Source organism: Xanthobacter sp. NM-25, from assembly GCF_022138605.1.
Lineage (GTDB): Bacteria > Pseudomonadota > Alphaproteobacteria > Rhizobiales > Xanthobacteraceae > Xanthobacter.
Genome location: NZ_JACBFS010000004.1, coordinates 201,978 through 222,515, shown reverse-complemented (window position 1 = coordinate 222,515; position 20,538 = coordinate 201,978). Strand labels below are relative to the sequence as shown.

The 20,538-nt window shown below is 67.8% G+C and carries 18 protein-coding genes; 14 read left to right on the top strand and 4 right to left on the bottom strand.

Translation table 11 applies throughout. The features are described from left to right. Positions 1–23: 23 nt before the first annotated feature. Together lipA and MEU52_RS12690 are read left to right on the top strand one after the other, a co-directional pair. Positions 24–977 carry a lipoyl synthase gene (gene lipA, locus MEU52_RS12695; RefSeq protein ID WP_238122651.1) on the top strand — a complete coding sequence of 318 codons (954 nt, stop codon included), beginning with the start codon at positions 24–26 and terminating at the stop codon, positions 975–977. Positions 978–983: 6 nt separating this feature from the next. Then, the gene (locus MEU52_RS12690) at positions 984–1,439 is read left to right on the top strand and encodes a type II toxin-antitoxin system RatA family toxin (RefSeq protein WP_238122650.1); all 456 of its coding nucleotides are present in this window, start codon (positions 984–986) and stop codon (positions 1,437–1,439) included. Positions 1,440–1,455: 16 nt separating this feature from the next. On the opposite strand, the gene MEU52_RS12685 is transcribed toward MEU52_RS12690, so the two are convergent. Together MEU52_RS12685 and MEU52_RS12680 are read right to left on the bottom strand one after the other, a co-directional pair. After that, positions 1,456–1,947, bottom strand: a complete 492-nt coding sequence (locus MEU52_RS12685) for a CinA family protein (protein ID WP_238122649.1) — start codon at positions 1,945–1,947, stop codon at positions 1,456–1,458. Then, on the bottom strand, positions 1,944–3,137 hold the full coding sequence (locus MEU52_RS12680) for a bifunctional 2-C-methyl-D-erythritol 4-phosphate cytidylyltransferase/2-C-methyl-D-erythritol 2,4-cyclodiphosphate synthase (RefSeq protein ID WP_238122648.1): 1,194 nt from the start codon (positions 3,135–3,137) through the stop codon (positions 1,944–1,946). The genes MEU52_RS12685 and MEU52_RS12680 overlap by 4 nt, the downstream gene beginning before the upstream one ends. 185 nt (positions 3,138–3,322) lie before the next feature. Here MEU52_RS12680 and dusB point away from each other — a divergent pair, with 185 nt between their 5' ends. The 11 genes from dusB (at position 3,323) to hflX (ending at position 17,553) form a co-directional block, all read left to right on the top strand. Next, positions 3,323–4,399 (top strand): tRNA dihydrouridine synthase DusB, encoded by a 1,077-nt coding sequence (gene dusB, locus MEU52_RS12675; RefSeq protein WP_273546303.1) that lies wholly within the window; start codon positions 3,323–3,325, stop codon positions 4,397–4,399. Positions 4,400–4,416: 17 nt separating this feature from the next. Continuing rightward, a complete protein-coding gene (locus MEU52_RS12670) occupies positions 4,417–5,541 on the top strand; it encodes a two-component system sensor histidine kinase NtrB (protein ID WP_238122840.1) in 1,125 nt (374 codons plus the stop codon). Positions 5,542–5,548: 7 nt separating this feature from the next. After that, entirely contained in the window at positions 5,549–6,991 is a 1,443-nt protein-coding gene (ntrC, locus tag MEU52_RS12665) for a nitrogen regulation protein NR(I) (protein WP_238122646.1), read from the top strand. A gap of 215 nt (positions 6,992–7,206) precedes the next feature. Continuing rightward, on the top strand, positions 7,207–9,447 hold the full coding sequence (locus tag MEU52_RS12660) for a sensor histidine kinase NtrY-like (protein WP_238122645.1): 2,241 nt from the start codon (positions 7,207–7,209) through the stop codon (positions 9,445–9,447). A 3-nt stretch (positions 9,448–9,450) separates the two neighbouring features. Further along, on the top strand, positions 9,451–10,818 hold the full coding sequence (gene ntrX / locus MEU52_RS12655) for a nitrogen assimilation response regulator NtrX (protein ID WP_238122644.1): 1,368 nt from the start codon (positions 9,451–9,453) through the stop codon (positions 10,816–10,818). A gap of 142 nt (positions 10,819–10,960) precedes the next feature. Further along, positions 10,961–12,337: a Trk system potassium transporter TrkA gene (trkA, locus tag MEU52_RS12650; protein ID WP_238122643.1), complete on the top strand. Its 1,377-nt coding sequence runs from the start codon at positions 10,961–10,963 to the stop codon at positions 12,335–12,337. A gap of 12 nt (positions 12,338–12,349) precedes the next feature. Beyond that, positions 12,350–13,765: a potassium transporter TrkG gene (locus MEU52_RS12645; RefSeq protein WP_238122642.1), complete on the top strand. Its 1,416-nt coding sequence runs from the start codon at positions 12,350–12,352 to the stop codon at positions 13,763–13,765. Between the two features lie 118 nt (positions 13,766–13,883). Next, the gene (locus tag MEU52_RS12640) at positions 13,884–14,684 is read left to right on the top strand and encodes a class I SAM-dependent methyltransferase (protein ID WP_238122641.1); all 801 of its coding nucleotides are present in this window, start codon (positions 13,884–13,886) and stop codon (positions 14,682–14,684) included. A 34-nt stretch (positions 14,685–14,718) separates the two neighbouring features. Further along, entirely contained in the window at positions 14,719–15,579 is an 861-nt protein-coding gene (locus tag MEU52_RS12635) for a D-amino-acid transaminase (protein ID WP_238122640.1), read from the top strand. Positions 15,580–15,769: 190 nt separating this feature from the next. Continuing rightward, positions 15,770–16,024 (top strand): RNA chaperone Hfq, encoded by a 255-nt coding sequence (gene hfq, locus MEU52_RS12630; protein WP_238122639.1) that lies wholly within the window; start codon positions 15,770–15,772, stop codon positions 16,022–16,024. A gap of 59 nt (positions 16,025–16,083) precedes the next feature. Further along, positions 16,084–17,553, top strand: coding sequence for a GTPase HflX (gene hflX / locus MEU52_RS12625; RefSeq protein ID WP_238122839.1), 1,470 nt, complete (start codon positions 16,084–16,086; stop codon positions 17,551–17,553). Positions 17,554–17,570: 17 nt separating this feature from the next. On the opposite strand, the gene mazG is transcribed toward hflX, so the two are convergent. Next, positions 17,571–18,464 carry a nucleoside triphosphate pyrophosphohydrolase gene (mazG, locus tag MEU52_RS12620; protein WP_238122638.1) on the bottom strand — a complete coding sequence of 298 codons (894 nt, stop codon included), beginning with the start codon at positions 18,462–18,464 and terminating at the stop codon, positions 17,571–17,573. 269 nt (positions 18,465–18,733) lie between these two features. Between mazG and tsaA the strand changes: the two genes are divergently transcribed. Beyond that, positions 18,734–19,204: a tRNA (N6-threonylcarbamoyladenosine(37)-N6)-methyltransferase TrmO gene (gene tsaA, locus MEU52_RS12615; RefSeq protein ID WP_238122637.1), complete on the top strand. Its 471-nt coding sequence runs from the start codon at positions 18,734–18,736 to the stop codon at positions 19,202–19,204. Between the two features lie 479 nt (positions 19,205–19,683). On the opposite strand, the gene MEU52_RS12610 is transcribed toward tsaA, so the two are convergent. Then, complete coding sequence (locus tag MEU52_RS12610; protein WP_238122636.1) at positions 19,684–20,532, bottom strand: MBL fold metallo-hydrolase; 849 nt, start codon at positions 20,530–20,532, stop codon at positions 19,684–19,686. Positions 20,533–20,538: the final 6 nt, after the last annotated feature.

Below are 20,538 nucleotides of genomic sequence, written 5' to 3'. Positions count from 1 at the left end.
GCCGCAGGACGTTGGACACCGTCATGGTCAATGTGATCAACACGCTGAACCGCCCCCGTCACCCGGAGAAGGCCCACCGCCCGCTCACCGAGGTGCTGCGCAAGCCCGAGTGGATCCGCGTGAAGGCCCCGGGCTCCGTCGGCTGGTCAGAAACCGCCGGCATCGTGCGGGCCAACGGCCTGCATACGGTGTGCGAGGAGGCCGGCTGCCCCAATATCGGCGAGTGCTGGGAGAAGAAGCACGCCACCATGATGATCATGGGGGACACCTGCACCCGCGCCTGCGCCTTCTGCAACGTGCGCACCGGCCTGCCGGGCCCGCTCGATGCCGACGAGCCGCAGAAGGTGGCCGATGCGGTGGGCAAGCTGGGCCTCTCCCACGTGGTGATCACCTCGGTGGACCGGGACGACCTCGCCGATGGCGGGGCCGAGCACTTCGCCCGCACCATCGCTGCCATCCGCGCGGCCAGCCCGGCGACCACCATCGAGATCCTCACCCCCGATTTCCTGCGCAAGGACGGGGCACTGGAAGTGGTGGTGGCGGCGCGGCCGGACGTGTTCAACCACAACCTGGAAACCGTGCCGGCTAAGTATCTCACGGTCCGCCCCGGCGCCCGCTATTTCCACTCGCTGCGCCTGCTGCAGAAGGTGAAGGAGCTGGACCCCACCCAGTTCACCAAGTCCGGCATCATGGTCGGCCTCGGCGAGGAGCGGAACGAGGTGCTGCAGCTGATGGACGACCTGCGGTCGGCGGACGTGGATTTCCTCACCATCGGGCAGTATCTCCAGCCCACCCGCCAGCACCACAAGGTGGAGCGTTTCGTGACCCCGGACGAGTTCAAGGCCTATGAGACGGTGGCCTTCGCCAAGGGCTTCCTGATGGTCTCCTCGAGCCCGCTCACCCGCTCCTCGCACCATGCCGGCGAGGATTTCGAGAAGCTGCGCACAGCGCGCGCGGCGAAGATCGGGCGGGCCTGAGCGACCGTGCCATCCTTCTCCAACGCGCGGCGGGTTCAGCACAGCGCCGCCGACATGTTCGACCTCGTCGCCGATGTGGAGCACTACCCGGAGTTCGTGCCCCTGTGCGCGGCCCTGCGGGTGAAGCGGCGTGCCCGCTCCGATGAAGGAGTGGAGATCCTGGTGGCGGACATGACCGTCGCCTACAAGATGATCCGCGAGACCTTCACCTCGCGGGTGCTGCTGGATCGCCCACGTCTCACCATCCATGTGGAGTATCTCGACGGGCCATTTAGTCGGCTCGATAATCGATGGGAGTTCGTATCGCAGGGAGATAAAGCCTGCGATGTGAAATTCTTCATCTCCTACGAGTTCCGCTCCCGTACCCTCGGCATGCTGATGGGCGCCATGTTCGATGCGGCCTTCCGGCGCTTCGCGGACGCCTTCGAGGAGCGGGCCAACACGGTCTATGGCGCCGGCTGAGGGTCGCCGCAGGTCCTTATCGCGCGGCTTCCGCCAATAGGGAGAGCGCCACCAGAACGGCCTGGTGGCGGATTTCGGCGCGGCCGGGATCACCGAATTGCATGGCGCGATGGGTGGTTGTCCCATCCCGGCGGGCGCAGCCGAAATGCACCAGCCCCACCGGCTTGAGAACGCTGCCGCCGCCCGGCCCGGCCACGCCGGTGACGGAGACCGCCACATCCACCCCGGCGGCGGCGCGTGCGCCCTCTGCCATGGCGCGGGCGGTTTCCTCGCTCACCGCGCCATGGGCCAGCAAAGTGGCCTCCGGCACCGCGATCATGGCAACTTTGGCGGCATTGGAATACGTGACGAAGCCGCGGTCCACCACGTCCGACGAGCCCGGCACCGCCGTCAGCGTGCCGGCAACCAGGCCGCCGGTGCACGATTCGGCCGTGGCCAGGGTCCAGCGGCGGGCGCGAAAGGCCACCAGCACCGCCTCGGCGGCGGCATAGGCATCAGCGTCGATCATGCCTCCTCCTGGAACGGCAGGCGCACCGTGGCGGTGGCCATGGCGGCGATGCCTTCACGACGGCCCGTGAAGCCGAGCTTCTCGGTGGTGGTGGCCTTGACGCTCACGCGCCCCACCGGCAGCCGGGCAATGCCCGCCACCGAGGTCCGGATGGCTTCACGATGGGGCCCTACCTTGGGCGCTTCGCAGATGATGGTGAGATCCACATGGGCGATGCGCCCGCCGCGCGCGTGCACGAGATCCACCGCATGGGCCAGGAAGCGATCGGAGGCGGCGCCCTTCCACTGCGGATCGGACGGCGGGAAATGCGAGCCGATGTCGCCATCGCCGAGGGCACCGAGGATGGCATCGGTGAGCGCATGCAGCGCCACGTCCGCATCGGAATGGCCGGCGAGGGCGAAGGCGTGGGGAATGGGAATGCCCCCCAGCATCACATGATCGCCGGGGGTGAAGGCGTGCACATCGAAACCGCTGCCGGTGCGGATGTCGCCGAGGGGGGCGAGTTCGGAGCGCGCCTCCATGCTGCGCTCGGCCTGCAGCAGGTCTTCGGCGAATGTGAGCTTCACGTTGGTGGTCTCTCCCTCGAAGGTGGCGACGCGGTGCCCGGCCCATTCCACCACCGCGGCATCGTCGGTGAAACTGGAGATGCCGCAGCGCGCGGCGGCATCATGGGCCCCCGCCAGCAGCCCATAGGCGAAGGCCTGCGGGGTCTGAACCGCCCGCAACGCGCGCCGATCCAGAGTGCCGGTGACCCGCCCGGCCACATCCACGGTCTTCACCGTATCCGTCACCGGCACCACCGGGATGGCTGCCCACTCCGCATTCGCGGCGGCGACCGCGCGCGCGATCAGGGCCGCGGAGGTGAAGGGGCGGGCGGCATCATGCACCAGCACACTGGTGGGTGGCGTGGCCCGCAGCGCATGCAATCCGGCACGCACTGACGCCTGTCGGCTCTCGCCGCCCACCACCGGTGCCATGATCTTGGGCAGACCCTGCGAGACTTCGGCGAACAGGCCCGAATCATCGTCATGAATCACCGGTAGCACGCCGGCGATCTGCGGGTGTGCCGCAAAGGCCCGCAGGGTGTGGCGCAGCACCGGCTCGCCGCCAACGCTTTGATATTGCTTCGGCAGGGCCCCACCCGCGCGGCTCCCCCGACCCGCGGCGACGACGATGGCCACGCAATTCATGCCCACGAACTCCTCTTGATCACACCTTTGAAGCGCGGCGGTGCGGCCGATGCAAGGTCCGCGACCGCCGCGCGTGCGAGGTTGGGTGCTACATCCTCGCGGGGCGGCAAAATGGCGTCTGCGCACCCGTGGGGGAGGGGGAACATCCATGATGCGCCGCACATCTACGCACACTGCCCTTGCGCATGGCGCGCAAATGTCTAAGATGTAGGCACACCTGGTCTGGCCCAATTTCTGTGCACGAAACTGCGACTTCTTTCACCCCTGCGTTGCAAATCGGGCCGCATGTCCTGCCCAATGCAGTGCTGCTTGCGCCCATGGCGGGCATCACCGACGCGCCGGTGCGGCGGATGGCGCTGCGCTATGGCGCTGGACTCGTGATCTCGGAGATGGTCGCCAGCCAGGCGCTGCTGGACGGGCATCCGGAAATGATGCTGCGGGCGGAGGGGCAGGGCGTGGCGCTCCACGCCGTGCAGATCGCTGGCAACGACCCCTATTGGATGGGAGAGGCCGCGCGCGTCGCCGAGGCGGCGGGGGCGGGGCTCATCGACATCAACATGGGCTGTCCGGCCAAGCGGGTCACCACAGGCGCAGCCGGCGCGGCGCTGTTGCGCGACCTGCCGGTGGCCCGGCGGATCATCGAGGCGGTGCGCGGCGCGGTTTCGGTGCCGGTGACGGTGAAGACGCGCCTGGGGTGGGATGAGGCCACGCCCACGGCGGTGGAGCTGGCGCGCATTGCCGAGGCGAGCGGCCTCGCCCTGGTGACGGTGCACGGGCGTACCCGGTGCCAGTTCTACACCGGCCAGGCCGATTGGCGGGCCATCCGGGCGGTCAAGGTGGCGGTCCGGCTGCCGGTGGTGGCCAATGGCGACCTGGTGGAAGCGGGATCGGCCCGCGCCATGTTGGATCAATCGGGGGCCGATGGGGTGATGATCGGGCGCGGTGCCCAGGGACGGCCCTGGTTTCCCGGGCAGGTGGCGGCGACGCTGGCCTGCGGGCGCGTTCCGGATCCGCCCGCCCTGGACGAGCAGCGCGATGTGCTGCTGGAGCTTTATGACGGCTGGCTGGCGCTTTACGGGCGTGAGCTGGGCCTGCGACAGGCCCGCAAGCATGTGGGCTGGGCCCTTGAGGCAGCCGGGGGGATCGGCTCCGAATTCACGCGGCGGTGGCGTTCGCGCCTGCTCACCAGCGAAGATCCAACGGCCGTGAAGGCCGGGATTGCCGCCGCTTATGACGAACTCATGTGGAGGGCTGCGGCATGACCGCCGAAGCCAGGAAAATGGACAGCGAACGCAAGCCCCAGCCCGAGGATCAGTGCCTCACGCGGGCCATTCTGGACGCCGTGCCGCACCCCCTCTTCACCATTTCCGACACCGGCCACGTGGTGGACGCCAACGTGGCGGCGGAAGCCTTTTTCGAGGTCAGCGCGCCGCTGCTGCGGCGCCGCCCGTTCCAGGAGTTCGTGCCCTTTGGCACACCCTTGCTCGGGCTGATCGAGCAGGTGCGGGTGCGCGGCGCGCCGGTGAACGAATATCGGGTGGATCTCGGCACCCCCCGCAATGGCGGCGAGCGGATCGTGGATATCCACGTAGCGCCGGTGGCCGAGCGTCCGGATCATGTGGTGGTGATGCTGCAGGAGCGCACCATCGCCGACAAGATGGACCGCCAGCTCACCCATCGCGGCGCCGCCCGCTCGGTCAGCGGCCTTGCGGCCATGCTGGCGCATGAGATCAAGAACCCGCTGTCGGGCATTCGCGGCGCCGCCCAGTTGCTGGAGCAGTCGGCGGATGACGAGGACCGGGCGCTGACCCGGCTGATCTGCGACGAGGCGGATCGCATCGTGAAGCTGGTGGACCGTATGGAGGTGTTTTCCGACGAGCGCCCGGTGGAGCGCGAGCCGGTGAACATCCATTCGGTGCTGGAGCATGTGCGCACCCTGGCCATGAGCGGATTCGCCCGCAACATCCGCTTTGTGGAGGATTACGACCCCTCGCTGCCGCCGGTGCTGGGCAATCGCGACCAGCTGATCCAGGTTTTCCTCAATCTGGTGAAGAATGCGGCGGAAGCCATCGACGGCGACCCCGATGGCGAGATTCAGCTCACCACCGCCTTCCGCCCCGGCGTGCGGCTCACCGTGCCGGGTGCCTCCTCGCGGGTCAGCCTGCCCCTTGAGTTCTGCGTGCGCGACAATGGCAAGGGGGTGCCGGACGACCTCGTCCCGCACCTGTTCGACCCGTTCGTGACCACCAAGCCTTCGGGCAGTGGCCTCGGACTTGCTTTAGTCGCCAAGATCATCGGCGATCACGGCGGCATCGTGGAATGCGAGAGCCAGCCGCGCCGCACCACCTTCCGCGTGCTTCTGCCCATGTATCGCAGCACGAGCACTGCCAAAGAGGCCAACTGAGGTGTCCATGCCAACCGGAAGCATCCTGGTCGCCGACGACGACGCCGCGATCCGCACGGTGCTCAATCAGGCCCTGTCCCGGGCCGGCTATGAAGTGCGCTCCTGCGGCAACGCGGCCACCCTCTGGCGCTGGGTCAGCCAGGGCGACGGCGACCTCGTGATCACCGACGTGGTCATGCCCGACGAGAACGCCTTCGATCTGCTGCCCCGCATCAAGAAGGCGCGGCCGGATCTGCCGGTCATCGTGATGAGCGCGCAGAACACCTTCATGACCGCCATCCGCGCCTCCGAGCGCGGCGCCTATGAATATCTGCCCAAGCCGTTCGATCTCAAGGAACTGATCTCCATCGTCGGTCGCGCTCTGGCGGAGCCGAAGAAGGGCGACAACGGGGTTCCGCTGAACGAGGAGCAGGACAATATCCCGTTGGTGGGGCGCTCCCCCGCCATGCAGGAGATCTACCGCCTTCTGGCCCGCCTGATGCAGACCGATCTCACGGTGATGATCGTCGGCGAGAGCGGCACCGGCAAGGAACTGGTGGCCCGCGCCCTGCACGATTATGGCAAGCGCCGCACCGGGCCGTTCGTCGCCATCAACATGGCGGCCATTCCCCGCGACCTTATCGAGAGCGAGCTGTTCGGCCACGAGAAGGGCTCGTTCACCGGCGCCACCACCCGCAATCCCGGCCGCTTCGAGCAGGCGGAAGGCGGCACCTTGTTCCTCGACGAAATCGGCGACATGCCCATGGAGGCGCAGACCCGCCTCCTGCGCGTGCTGCAGCAGGGCGAATACACCACCGTGGGCGGGCGCACCCCCATCAAGACCGATGTGCGCATCATCGCCGCCACCAACAAGGACCTGCGGACGCTCATTCAGCAGGGCCTCTTCCGCGAGGATTTGTTCTTTCGCCTCAATGTGGTGCCGCTACGTCTTCCACCTCTGCGTGAGCGCTCGGAAGACGTGCCGGACCTGGTGCGCCACTTCTTCCTGCAGGCCGAGCGAGAAGGTTTGCCGGCGAAACAGATCGACGCGGCGGCGCTCGATCGGCTCAAGCGCTACCGCTGGCCGGGCAACGTGCGCGAACTGGAAAATCTGGTGCGGCGGCTGGCGGCGCTGTATCCGCAAGAGGTCATCACGCCCGTCATCATTGATGCCGAGCTGTCCGAACCGGTGCCGAGCGCCCTCACCGAGGAAGGGCCGGTGGACACCACGTTGTCCGCCTCCGTCGAGCGGCATCTCAACACCTATTTTGCCGGCTTCGGAGAAGACCTGCCGCCGCCCGGCCTCTATCACCGCATCTTGAAGGACGTGGAATATCCGTTGCTGTCGGCGGCCCTGGCGGCCACCCGCGGCAACCAGATCAAGGCGGCGGAGCTCCTCGGCCTCAACCGCAACACGCTGCGCAAGAAGATCCGCGACCTGGACATCCAGGTGATCCGCACCAGCCGTTGAGCTGCGTCCGCTCGCGTCGCCGGCCGGCGGCGCGAGCCCATCCCCGGAAGGGGCGAGGGCGGGAGCCCGCTACCCAAGCCACGAGATCCGCAGGGGAAAGTGGCAGACACCTCTCCCTTCTGTCACATTTTTGCACCAGTGTCGTTCCACTGCATCAGTACGCATGCGGCGACTCACGCCGCGGCCGCAGGCTGAGCTGAGGGACGACCGAGATCATGATCGATACGCCGGCCGAAACGGTCGCGCCTGTTCCCGTGCCCCGCCGGCGGCTGGCGGCGCGACTGTTCGCGCCGGTGGTGGTGGTGCTCTCCCTGGCGGTGGCGCTGGGGGCGTTCCTCATCCTGATGGGCCTCACCAGCATCGTGCCCACCAAGCAGGTCACCGACTGGGTGCTGGGCGGCTGCGGGGTGGCGGGCCTCATTCTTCTGGTGGTCATCGGCCATGAGGTGGCCGGCATCATTCGGGCGCGGCGGCGCGGGCGCGCGGCGGCGCGGTTGCATGTGCGGATCATCGCGCTGTTCACCGTGGTCTCGGTGGTGCCGACCATCGTCGTCGCCATCGTCGCCAGCCTCACCCTCGACCGCAGCCTCGATCGCTATTTCTCCACCCGCACCCAGCAGATCGTCGGCATGGTGGGGTCGGTGGCGCAGACCTATTGGCGCGAGCATGCCCTCTCCATACGCGGCGACGCGCTGGCCATGGCCAACGACCTGTCCCGCCTGAAGCCGCTCTATGAGAAGGACAAGGCGCAGTTCTCGCAGGTGCTGACCGCGCAGGCGGCGCTGCGCAACGTTCCGGGCGCGCAGATCATCCGTCGCGACCGCTCGGTGGTGGAGCGCAACAACCTGCATACCGACCGCGAATTCCTGGTGCCGGAGAACATCGCCATCAACGATGCCAGCGCCGACGAGCCGGTCATCTACAGCCCCATCAACGGGGATTTCGTCGGCGCCGTGGTGCCGCTGCGGGATTTCGACGGCCTGTTCCTTTATGTGGCCCGGCCGGTGGATCCGCGCATCATGGGCTATCTCACCCTGACCACTGAGACGCTGCGCGACTACCAGGCGCTGGAGGCGCGGCGCTTCAACGTGCAGCTCGCCTTCGCGCTGATGTATGCGCTCATCACCCTCATCGTGCTGCTGAGCGCGGTGTGGCTGGGCATCAACTTCTCCAAATGGCTGGTGGCGCCCATTCGCCGGCTGATGTGGGCGGCGGGGCGGGTCGCCAATGGCAATCTGGACGTGCAGGTGCCGGTGAACCGCGCCGAAGGCGACCTCGCCACCCTGGGCGAGACCTTCAACACCATGACCTCGGAGCTCAAGGCGCAGCGCAACGACCTGGTGCACGCCAGCGAGCAGATCGACAGCCGGCGCCGCTTCACGGAGGCGGTTCTGGCGGGCGTGGGGGCCGGCGTCATTGGCCTCGATGCGGCTGAGCGGGTCACCATCCTCAACCGGTCGGCCGAGCGGTTGCTGGGGCTCAGCGAGCCGGACACCCTCGGCCGCAAGCTGGCCGACGTGGTGCCGGAAACGGCGGCGCTGATGGCCGAGGCCGAGCATGCCGGCCAGCGCATCATCCAGGGCAATATCACCCTGCAGCGGGACGGCCGGGAACGCATTTTCGCCATGCGCGTCACCACCGAGCAGTCCACCGAAGACGATCACGGCTGGGTGGTGACCCTGGACGACATCACCGCCCTCATCACCGCTCAGCGCACCTCCGCCTGGGCCGACGTGGCGCGGCGCATCGCCCACGAGATCAAGAATCCGCTCACGCCCATCCAGCTTTCGGCGGAGCGGCTGAAGCGCAAATACGGCCGGCACATCACCCAGGATCGCGACGTGTTCGACCAGTGCACGGACACCATCATCCGCCAGGTGGGCGACATCGGCCGCATGGTGGATGAGTTCTCCTCCTTCGCGCGCATGCCCAAACCCGTGGTGGACGCCCAGGACCTTGCCGAGACCATCCGTCAGGCGGTGTTCCTGATGCGCGTCGGCCATCCCACCGTGACCTTCGAGACCGACCTGCCGAACGCCCTGCCGGCGCGCTTCGACCGGCGGCTGATCTCCCAGGCGCTCACCAACATCCTGAAAAACGCAGCTGAGGCCATTGATGGCCTGCCGGAGGCCGATCGCGGCGCGCCGCGCATCAAGGTCAAGGCCGCGGCGGAAGGCGAGGATCTCATCATCGACGTCATCGATAACGGCATGGGGCTGCCTCAGGATAAGCGCAGCCGCCTTCTTGAGCCTTATGTGACCACCCGGGAGAAGGGCACCGGCCTTGGCCTTGCCATCGTGGGCAAGATCATGGAGGAGCACGGCGGGGGCATTGAGTTGAACGATTCTCCGGAGGGGCGCGGCGCCTGGATTCGCCTGCGCCTGCGCGCCGATGGCCAGCCGGCCGGCGGTGGCGCCTCTCCCACGCCGTCCACCCCCGTTTTCGGGAGAGCCTGAACCATGGCCATGGATATCCTGATCGTCGATGACGAGGCCGACATCGGCGAGCTGGTGGCGGGCATCCTGGAGGACGAGGGCTATGGCGCTCGCACCGCCCGTGATGCCGACAGCGCCCTGGCGGCCATCGCCAGCCGCCGGCCCAATCTCATTTTCCTCGACATCTGGCTGCAGGGCAGCCGGCTGGACGGGCTGGAATTGCTGAACGAGATCAAGACCCAGCACCCGGATGTGCCGGTGGTGATGATCTCCGGCCACGGCAATATCGAGACCGCGGTGGCGGCCATCAAGCGCGGTGCCTACGACTTCATCGAGAAGCCGTTCAACGCCGACCGGCTGGTGATGGTGGCCGAGCGGGCCCTGGAAACCCTGCGCCTGAAGCGGGAGCTGAAGGAGCTGAAGCAGCTGGCGCCCCACACGCGGGTGCTGGTGGGCCGGTCCGGCGCGGTGCAGCAGCTCAAGGCGACCATCGAGCGCGTGGGCCCCACCAACAGCCGCATTCTCATCGTCGGCCCTTCCGGTTCGGGCAAGGAACTTGCGGCGCGGATGATTCACGCCCAGTCGGGCCGGGCGGCTGGCCCGTTCGTGGTGCTGAATTCCGCCGCCATCACGCCGGAGCGTCTGGAGTTCGAGCTGTTCGGCGTGTCCGAGGGGGAGGGGCGGGAGGCCAAGCGCGGCGCCCTGGAAGAGGCTCACGGCGGCACCTTGTTCCTGGACGAGATCGCCGACATGCCGCGCGAGACGCAGAACCGCGTGCTGCGGGTGCTGGTGGAACAGACCTTCACCCGCATCGGCTCCAGCGAGCGCGTCAGTGTCGATGTGCGCATCATCTCGTCCACCGGCCGCAACCTGGAGGAGGAGATCGCCAAGGGGCGGTTCCGCGAGGATCTCTACCATCGCCTGTCGGTGGTGCCGATCCGCGTGCCGCCGCTGGCGGAGCGCCGCGAGGACATTCCAGACCTGGTGGATTTCTTCCTCGACACCATCTCCCAGAGCACCGGCATGCCCCGCCGCCCCATTGGCGACGATGCCATGGCGGTGCTGCAGTCCCACGACTGGCCCGGCAACGTGCGGCAGCTGCGCAACAATGTGGAGCGCCTGCTGATCCTCGCCGGAGGCGATCCCGAAGCCACCATCACCGCCGGCATGCTGCCGCCGGACGTGGGTGCCCTGGTGCCCAGCCTGCCGAACGGGCACGGTGGCGAGCACCTCATGGGCCTGCCCCTGCGGGAGGCGCGGGAGGTGTTCGAGCGGGAGTATCTGGCGGCGCAGATCAACCGTTTCGGCGGCAACATCTCGCGCACCGCCGAGTTCGTGGGCATGGAGCGCTCGGCGCTCCACCGCAAGCTCAAGGCCCTGGGGGTCGGCTGATCCCGCGTCGCGGCGCTGGACTCGTCATCCGGTTCCGAAACGCATAGCCTGCGGCGGAATCGGATGCTGCGCACGGGTGGGCCTGCCCACGCGCAGCCGCGGGCGGGGCCCGCGGCCGAGGCTGGTGGGCAAGGGGGACTCTATGAGGGTCGTGATCTGCGGTGCGGGGCAGGTGGGGTTGGGAATCGCCGAGCGCCTCGCCGGGGAGCAGAACGATGTCTCCATCATCGATTCGGATGCGCGCCGGATCCAGATGGTGACCGAGCAGATCGACGTGCGGGGCGTGGTGGGTTGGGGGTCCCATCCCGACGTGCTGGCGCGGGCCGGCATCGACCAGGCCGACATGCTCATCGCCGTCACCCTGCACGACGAGGTGAACATGGTGGCCTGCCAGGTGGCCCACGCCTTGTTCAACGTGCCCACCAAGGTCGCCCGCATCCGCGCCCAGACCTATCTCGCGCCCGAATGGCGCGACCTGCTCTCGCGCGATCACCTGCCGATCGACGTGGTGATCTCCCCCGAGATCGAGGTGGGCGAGATGGTGCTGCGGCGCCTCTCCCTGCCCGGCGCCATCGACACCGTCTCCTTCGCCGATGGCGCCATCGTGGTGGTGGGCGTGCTGTGCGGCGAGGAATGCCCCATCGTCGACACGCCCCTGAGCCAGCTCACCCAGCTGTTTCCCGATGTTCAGGCCACCATTGTCGCCATCAGCCGGGCCGGCAAGACGCTGGTGCCCAGCTCCACCGAGCAATTGCAGACCGGCGACATCGCCTATTTCGTGGCCAAGGCGGACCAGGTGCAGCGGGCGCTCGGCATCTTCGGCCATGACGAGGCCCCCGGCCAGCGCATCGTCATCGCCGGTGGCGGCAACATCGGCTTCTACGTGGCGAGCGAGCTGGAACGGCGCAATCCGCTGGCGCGCATCAAGGTCATCGAGCACAACCGGACCCGGGCGCAGAGCATCGCCGAGCTGCTGTCGCGGGCGGTCGTGCTCAACGGTGATTCCCTCGATCGCACCATTCTCGACGAGGCCGGGGTGGGCGAGGCCGACACCATGATCGCCCTCACCAACGACGATCGCATCAACATCCTCTCCTGCCTGCTCTCCAAGCAGATCGGCGCCCGCCGCATCCTGGCGCTGCTGAACGAGCAGGGCTACGCCGCCTTCGCCAGGGGGCTCGGCATCGACGCCCACGTCAATCCGCGCCAGATCACCGTGTCGAAGGTGCTCCAGCACGTGCGGCGTGGCCGCATCCGCGGCGTCCACGCCCTGCTCGACGGCACCGGCGAGGTGATTGAGGCCGAAGCGCTGGAAACCTCGCCCCTGGTGGGCAAAACCCTGCGCGATCTCGATCTTCTGGACGGCCTGCGCATCGGCGCCATTGTCCGCAACGGTCAGGTGCTGCAGCCCCGCGGTGATTTCGTGGTGCGCGCCCACGACCGGGTGGTGCTGTTCGCCCTGGCCGATCGCATCAAGCGGGTGGAGCAACTGTTCCGCGTCGCGCTCGAATTCTTCTGAGAGCTTCATGCGATGATCAATGCGGTGCGTCCGCTCGCCAGCGCCCTGGCCGCGACTGGCCTGATGGCCCTGGTTCCCGCTGCCGTGGCGGGCCGGGGCGGGACCGGTCACGCGCCCATCTTCCTCGCCACCGCCGCCTTCTGCATCTTTCTTGCCGGCGCCCTGCGCTTCACCACGGAGGGCAGCCACCTGCGGCTGCGGCAGGCCCAGGGCCTCGCCGGCCTCACCCTCTTGTGGCTGGTGCTGCCGCTGGCCGCCACGCCGGCCATTTCGGTGGCGGCGGGGCTGCCGCCCCTGGCCGCCTGGCTGGAAGCCGTTTCCGCTTTCACCACCACCGGCGTCACTGCCGTCCACAATGGTCCGCGCAGCCTCTATGTCTGGCTTGCCCTGCTGCAATGGAGCGGCGGGCTGCTGACCATCGTCTCGGCCGTCACCGTGCTGGCGCCGGCCGGCCTCGGCGGGCTGCCCGATCGCACCCCGAAGGGGGGAACCCTCTTGGACGTGGTGGACGTGCGCGGCGTGGTGCGCGAGATCGCCCCCCTTTATGTGCTGCTCACCCTGGCCGCCGTGCTGGTGCTGATGGTGGGGGGGCACAGCCTCTATGTCTCCTTCACCCTCGCCACCGCCGTCGCCTCCACCGGGGGCCATCTGCCGCCCGAGGCGCAGCTGGCCCTGACCCTGGAGAGCACCCCCAAGTGGCTGATGCTGCCTTTCCTGCTGTGGGCGGCCACCTCGGTGCGCTGGCATCGGGCGCTGGTGACCCGCCGCATCAATGCGGCGCCGGAGCAGAAGGAAAGCGTGGTGCTGCTGCTCTACTGGCTGGCGCTGGGCCTGGTGTTCGGCGTCATCCTGTTCAACCACGCCGACTCGCCGGTGGTGGATGCGCTGCGCGATGGGCTGTTCACCGCCGCGTCGCTGATCTCCACCAGTGGCATCGGGCCCCATGACGGCACCTATGCCAGCCTGCCCATGGGCGTGATCATCGCCGTGGTGCTGCTGGGCGGCGGCGCCCTTTCGGCCGCTGGCGGGCTGAAGATGCTGCGGCTGCGGGCCATGCTGCTGCGCGCCCGTGGCGATCTGCTGCGCCTCGTCTATCCCAACCTGGTGCAGCCGGCAGCGCTGGAAGAGGGCGGGGTGGGCTCGGCCATGCGCGGCGTATGGGTGGGAGCGGCCACCCTGTTCGCCGTCTATGGCGCCTGCATCATCGCCCTCGCACCCGGCCTGCCGAGCTTCGATGCGGCTTTGACGGCGGGGGCCGCCATCATCAGCAACACCGGGCCCATCTATGACGCCAGCGGCGCCGGCTGGCCGCCGCTGGCCACGCTGCCCGCCGGATCGGTGGTGGTGGCGGGGCTGGGCATGATCGCCGGCCGGCTGGAGATCATCGGCCTGTTCGTCATGGCCCACCTGGCGGTGTGGCGCACCTGACGGGGCAGGGGCCTTTGCTTCGCGCCCCCGCACCATGCTAAGCGTGGCGCGAGCCCGGGGGCGGCCGCGACGGCCCGCGCGCGGCCCCTGGCCGGACCCGGAAACTGGACCCAAATTGATGAGCATCGAAGCCTGCCGCAAGACCTTTCCGGCAGTCACGTTCGCCTTCCCCGAGGATCTGCGCCCTTCGGCCTGGACCGAGCATGTGCCGTTCGCCTTCTGGCTGATCGCCACCCTGCAGCCGCGCACCCTGGTGGAGCTGGGCACCTTTCAGGGCACCTCCTTCCTCGCCTTCTGCCAATCGGTGGTCGCCACCGGCTGCGACACCCGCGCCTATGCGGTGGATTCGTGGGAGGGCGATGCCCATGCCGGGCCGCTGCCGCCCCAGGTCTATGCCAACCTTAAGGCGGTGGTGGACCTGAAATATGCCGGCTTCGCCAACCTCCTGCGGATGGATTTCGATGCCGCCACGGCCCATCTGGCCGATGGCAGCGTGGACCTGCTGCATATCGACGGCTTCCACACCTATGAGGCGGTCAGCCACGATTTCGAGACCTGGCGCGGCAAGCTCAGCGCCGATGCCGTGGTGCTGTTCCACGACACCCAGGTGTTTGAACGGGGCTTCGGGGTGAACAAGTTCTGGACCGAGGTGCGCGGCCTTGGCCGCAGCTTCGAGTTCCACCACGGCCACGGACTTGGCGTGCTGGCCTTCGGCCGCAGCCAGGAGCGGCTCGCCGCCCTGCTGGACGCCGACGAAGCCGATGTCGCCTATGTGCGTGCCCTGTTTTCCCGGCTGGGGCGCGGGCTCACCGACCACCAGCGCCGCGGCGATGCCGAGCTGGAGATCGCCCGCACCCGGCGTTCCAAGGAATTCCGCCTGGCCCAGAAGATCCGCCGGCTGATGTCCGGCCGCATCTGAACGTTAGCGCCACGCTCACCGCATCGGAAGTCCCATGTCCCGCATCGCCTATGTCAACGGCCGCTACCTGCCGCACCAGGAGGCCGGCATCCATATCGAGGATCGCGGCTATCAGTTCGCCGATGGCGTCTATGAGGTCTGCGAGGTCCGCCACGGCCACCTGATCGAGGAGCGGCGCCACCTGGATCGCCTCGATCGCTCCCTGCGCGAGCTGCGCATTCCTGCGCCCATGAGCCGCACGGCGCTGGGGCTGGTGCTGAAGGAGGTGGTGCGGCGCAACGGCGTCATCAATGGCAGCGTCTATCTGCAGGTGACCCGCGGCGTGGCCCGGCGCGAGCATGTCTTTCCCGCCCCCGATACGCCGCCGAGCCTGGTGGTGACGGCCCGTCGGGCCAATCCCGCCACCCAGGAGGCGACCGCGCTCCACGGCGTCGCGGTCATCAGCGTGCCCGAGAACCGGTGGCCGCGGGTGGACATCAAATCCCTGTCCCTGCTGCCAAATGTGCTCGCCAAGCAGGCCGCGAAGGAGGCCGGTGCGCGTGAGGCTTGGTTCGTGGATACCGACGGATACGTCACTGAGGGCGCTTCCAGCAATGCCTGGATCGTCACCCGCGGTGGCGCCATCGTCACCCGTCCGGCCGAGGCCGGCATTCTGCGGGGGATCACCCGCACGGTGGTGGTGGAGGTGGCCCATGAGTTGGGTTACCAGCTGGAGGAACGCCCCTTCACCCTGGCGGAGGCCCGCGAGGCAGCCGAGGCCTTCATCACCGCCGCCTCGACGCTGGTGATGCCGGTGGTGACCCTTGATGGCTCGCCCATCGGCGCCGGACATCCCGGCCCGGTGGCCACCGCCCTGCGCCAGCGCTTCCACGACTTCGCCGAGGTGACCGCCTGAACAGCGCACGCCAGCCGCGCACACGCCAGCCGCGCACACGCTTGGACGCCCGCCAGGGGTGGACGGATACAAAATGATATTGCGCTGCCGCAAGGCTGTGCCATTGTAGGCTGATAACTCCCAGGGATCATCGTGCAACGCATAATTGCATCGACCCTGGACTCAACGCCGGAAACAAACGGATACGAAAATGGCGGCGGAACGGACCCAAAATCTGCAAGACACTTTTCTCAATCACGTCCGCAAGAATAAGACCCCCCTCACGATTTTTCTGGTGAACGGGGTGAAGCTGCAGGGCGTCGTGACTTGGTTCGACAATTTTTGTGTGCTTCTGCGTCGGGATGGGCATTCTCAGCTGGTCTACAAGCACGCCATCTCGACCATCATGCCGGGGCATCCCATCCAGTTGTTCGATCCCACCGATGAAGGGACGGAGAAGGCCTGACACACGTGGAGCGCAGCATCGCCCGCATGGGGGCGAAGAGTGGTGTGCCGTCGTCGCACATGGGGGACGGCGCACCGTCTGCGGTTGAGCGCAAGGGAGCGGGTGCCGGCGTTGATCGCCGCGCGCCCCCGACTCGTTGCGCCGTGCTGACGCCGGCCTTGAGCCGGCGTGCGCGCATCAGCCCGGCGGAACGTTCGCTCAGCGATCGGCGCGCCCCCGAAGCCCGGCTGGATGAAGCGGTGGGCCTGGCGGCGGCCATCGACCTCGACGTGGTCTATTCCGCGGTCATCCCCCTCGCCGACATCCGCCCTGCCACCTATCTGGGCACCGGCAAGGTGGAGGAGATCGCCAGCATCGTCGCCAACGAGGCGGTGGACCTGGTGTTCTTCGATGCGGCCTTGACGCCGGTGCAGCAACGCAACCTGGAAAAGGCGTGGTCCACCAAGGTGGTGGACCGCACCGCCTTGATTCTGGAGATCTTCGGCCGCCGGGCGCGCACCCGCGAAGGCGCGCTGCAGGTGGAGCTCGCCCATCTCAACTACCAGCGCTCGCGTCTGGTCCGCTCCTGGACCCACCTGGAGCGCCAGCGCGGCGGCTTCGGCTTTCTGGGTGGCCCCGGCGAAACCCAGATCGAGGCCGACCGCCGGCTGATCGGCGAGCGGATCATCCGCATCGAGAAGGACCTGGAGCAGGTCAAGCGCACCCGCGGCCTGCACCGGGCCAGCCGCAAGCGCGTGCCCTACCCGGTGGTGGCGCTGGTGGGCTACACCAATGCCGGAAAATCCACCCTCTTCAACCGCTTGACCCGCGCCGACGTGACCGCGCAGGACCTACTGTTCGCCACTCTCGATCCCACCTTGAGGGCGGTGGAGCTGCCCCATGGCACCCGCATCATCCTGTCGGACACCGTTGGCTTCATCTCCGAGCTGCCGACCCAGCTGGTGGCGGCTTTCCGGGCCACCCTGGAAGAGGTGGTGGAGGCCGACCTGATCCTGCACGTGCGCGACATCTCTCATCCGGATACCGCGGCCCAGGCGGCCGACGTGGCGGACGTTCTGGGTGAGCTGGGCATTGCGGTGGAGAGCGGCGGCCGGGTGCTGGATGTCTGGAACAAGGTCGACCGGCTGAGCCCCGAGGCGCGCGATGCCGCCTTCAACAGTGTCGCCCGGGCGGAGAGCGGCGCGGCGCCGGTGCTGCTGTCCGCCCTGACCGGAGAAGGGACGGACGCTTTGCTCGACGAGATCGAGCGCCGCATCACCAGCGGCCGTGACACCCTCTCCATCGTCCTCGCCGCCGAAGACGGGGAGGGGATGGGCTGGCTCTATCGCCATGGCGAGGTGCTGGCCCGCGAGCTGGGGGCTGACGGCCAACTGCACGTGACCTTGCGCGTCGCGCCGGAGAAGGTGGGTCTCGTGCGCCGGCGGTTCGGTGCCGACCATGTGGCGGCTCAGGCTCCAACGGGGCTGGAGATGACGCCCATCGAGACAAGCGCTACCGGAGCCGCTCCCGCAGCCAAGCCGCGCGACTAAGTCGCGCGGCAAGCGCGTCAGCCCGCCCGTCGCGTCGCGCCATCCACCACGGGCGGAGTGACCGACGGCTCGGCCGATGGTGTCGCGCGCTCCAGCGCCTTCGCCTCGCTCCACAAGCGCTCCATCTGCTCGAGATCCGCGGCGGCCGGGGTCAGATCCTGCGCCGCCAGGCGCGTCTCGATATGGCGGAACCGCCGCACGAACTTGTCATTGGTGCCGCGCAGCGCCGCTTCCGGATCCACCCCCGCGTGGCGCGCGAGGTTGGTGACGGCGAACAGAAGATCGCCAATCTCATCCTGAACCGCCGTGGCGTCCGCGTCTTCCAACGCTTCGGCCACCTCCGCCGCTTCCTCCTGGATCTTGGCCAGCACCTGGCGGGCATCATCCCAGTCGAACCCGACCTTGGCGGCTTTTTCCTGCAATTTCAAAGCCCGGGTGAGGGCGGGGAAGGGCAGGGGCACGCCGGCGAGCGCACTCTTGCCATCCTCTTCCGCCGGAAGTCCCGCCGCGGCGCGGCGCGCCGCCCGCTCCTGCTTTTCCTGGGCCTTGATCTCGCCCCACAGGGCCTTCACCCGCTCCGGTGACAGCTCCCGCGCGGTGCCGAACACGTGCGGATGGCGGCGGATGAGCTTTTCGGTGATGGCCTGAACCACATCGCCAAAATCGAACGCGCCCAGTTCCTCACCCATGCGGGCGTGGAAAACCACCTGCAACAGCAGATCCCCCAGTTCCTCGCGCAGATCCCCGAGGTCCGCCCGCGCCACCGCGTCGGCCACCTCATAGGCCTCTTCGATGGTATAGGGCACCACCGTGCCGAAGGTCTGCTCCAGGTCCCAGGGGCAGCCGCTATCCGGGGTGCGCAGGGCCGCCATGATCTCGATGAGCCGCGCAATGTCGCGGGATGGGGTCATGGCTGCCTCTCCGAGGGTGCGAAAGGCGAGACTGTAGCGCCCTCAGCCCAGGATCGACAACGCAGCATCCCCACCCGCATTTTCAAGCGTTATTTCAATGCCTTGCCTGACATTTCTGAGACTTCACGTTGTTCGCGAGGCGAATCGGAGGCGTCTTTCGAGCTTGCGCTGCCAAGCCATAGCGCTGGCGCGGCAATTGGTGGCCTCGCCGACTCAGTATGGGCGGTGAATGCTCGGCGCCAGAACCTATTCGCCAGCAGGACCCTTCGATGAGCGATATTTCGTCCGGCGATCACGACGCCAGCATCCGTCCGGGAGAAAAGTCCGTGGCCCTGCCGGACCACTACGACGCCCAGGTCTATTTCATCGGTCGCATCCGCACCCCCTGGACCGATCGCGGCGCCTGCCCCCGTCGCGGGGATCCGCAGCACGGGCCGGTGTGCATCCTGGACATCGATCCGCGATGGGCGGAGGCGCTCACCGGCATCGGCGAGAATGCGAACCTCCAGGTGCTTTACTGGATGGATCAGGCGCGGCGCGATCTGGTGGTGCAGACACCGCGCCACGACGGCAGCGTGGTGGGCACCTTTGCCCTGCGCTCGCCCGTGCGGCCGAACCCCATCGCCTCATCCATCGTGACCTTATTGGAGGTGGATGGCACGCGCCTCAAGGTGCGCGGCCTCGATTGCCTCGATGGAACGCCCATGGTGGACCTCAAGCCCGAGCATCCCCGCGGATAGCGTCCATGGGCCCGGAGGCGGCTGCCAGGGTAGGGCAGGCCGGCCCGTGGCACCCTAAAGGGACCCCCGGTGGCAAGGCTCCTGCGGTCGCACGGCCTTGTGGCGCGTCGCAGCCCGACATCCTCGGTGCCGATGGAACCCCGGCGCATCTGCGGTCACTGCCATCCGCCCGCGCTTGCGAGGCGTGCACGTCATGACCTGACCTGATGGTGGATGGCCAGTGAGACTTGTTGAGCCACGCGAGCCGATCTGGAGGCCATGAGACGTAGGCTCCGGCCCAGATTGGCGTGAGTCGCAGAAGAGATATTATGGAACAAATATCTCTTCGGGGCCAAAGCACAGCAGCTGGATGGGATTTGCGCCGCGCCGCTGTTGTTGCCGCTTTAGCGTCCCAGTCTTCACAAAACTACAATTTGATTTCAGTATGTTGTGGTCAGATATCGATGTGTCGCGCGAATCTGCGGCACTCAGTTTGGTGCTCAGCCTTCAGTCGCCGACGGGGTCAAATCGGCAGAGCCATGCCAGACCGGAGCCGCCACCTCGAAGCTCATCCCGTCATAGGCCGGCTCGACGCCTGCGGGACACTGACGGGCGAGAGTTCCATAATCCAGGTCGGTATGCAGATCCGTCAGGATGGCGCGGCGCGGCTTTAGCCGGGCGATGTGTCCCAGCGCCTCGTCGAAGGTGAAATGCGAGGGATGCGGCGCATAGCGCAGCACGTCGATGATCCAGACATCGAGATGGTGCAGCTGGGCCAATGAGGCTTCGGGCAGGCCGTTCACGTCGCTCGAATAGGCCATGTCGCCGAAGCGAAAGCCGAAGGAATCGATGTCGCCGTGGTGCTGCAGAAAGGGCAGCGCCACAATGGGGCCGCCCGCCCCTTCCACCACCACCTCCCTGCCCTCCACGAAGGTGTGGGCGTTCAGGATGGGCGGATAGGCGCTGCCGGGTGGCGTTTCGAAGCAATAGCCGAAGCGCTTGCGCAGGGCGCGCAGGGTATCGTCGTCGGCAAACACGTCGATGCGCTTGCGATGCTCGATGGCGAGCGGCCGCAGGTCGTCGATGCCATGGGTATGGTCAGCGTGCGCGTGGGTGAAGAGCACGCCGTCGAGGGCCCGGACATCGGCGTCGAGGAGCTGCTCGCGCAGATCGGGCGAGGTGTCCACCAGCACTGTCGTGGTGCCGCCGGGGCCGGTGCGCTGAACGAGAATGGAGCAGCGCCGACGACGGTTGCGCGGTTCCGCGGGATCGCAGGCGCCCCAGCCCTGCCCCACCCGCGGCACGCCGCCGGATGAACCGCAACCCAATATGGTGACCGTCAGGGACATGTGGAC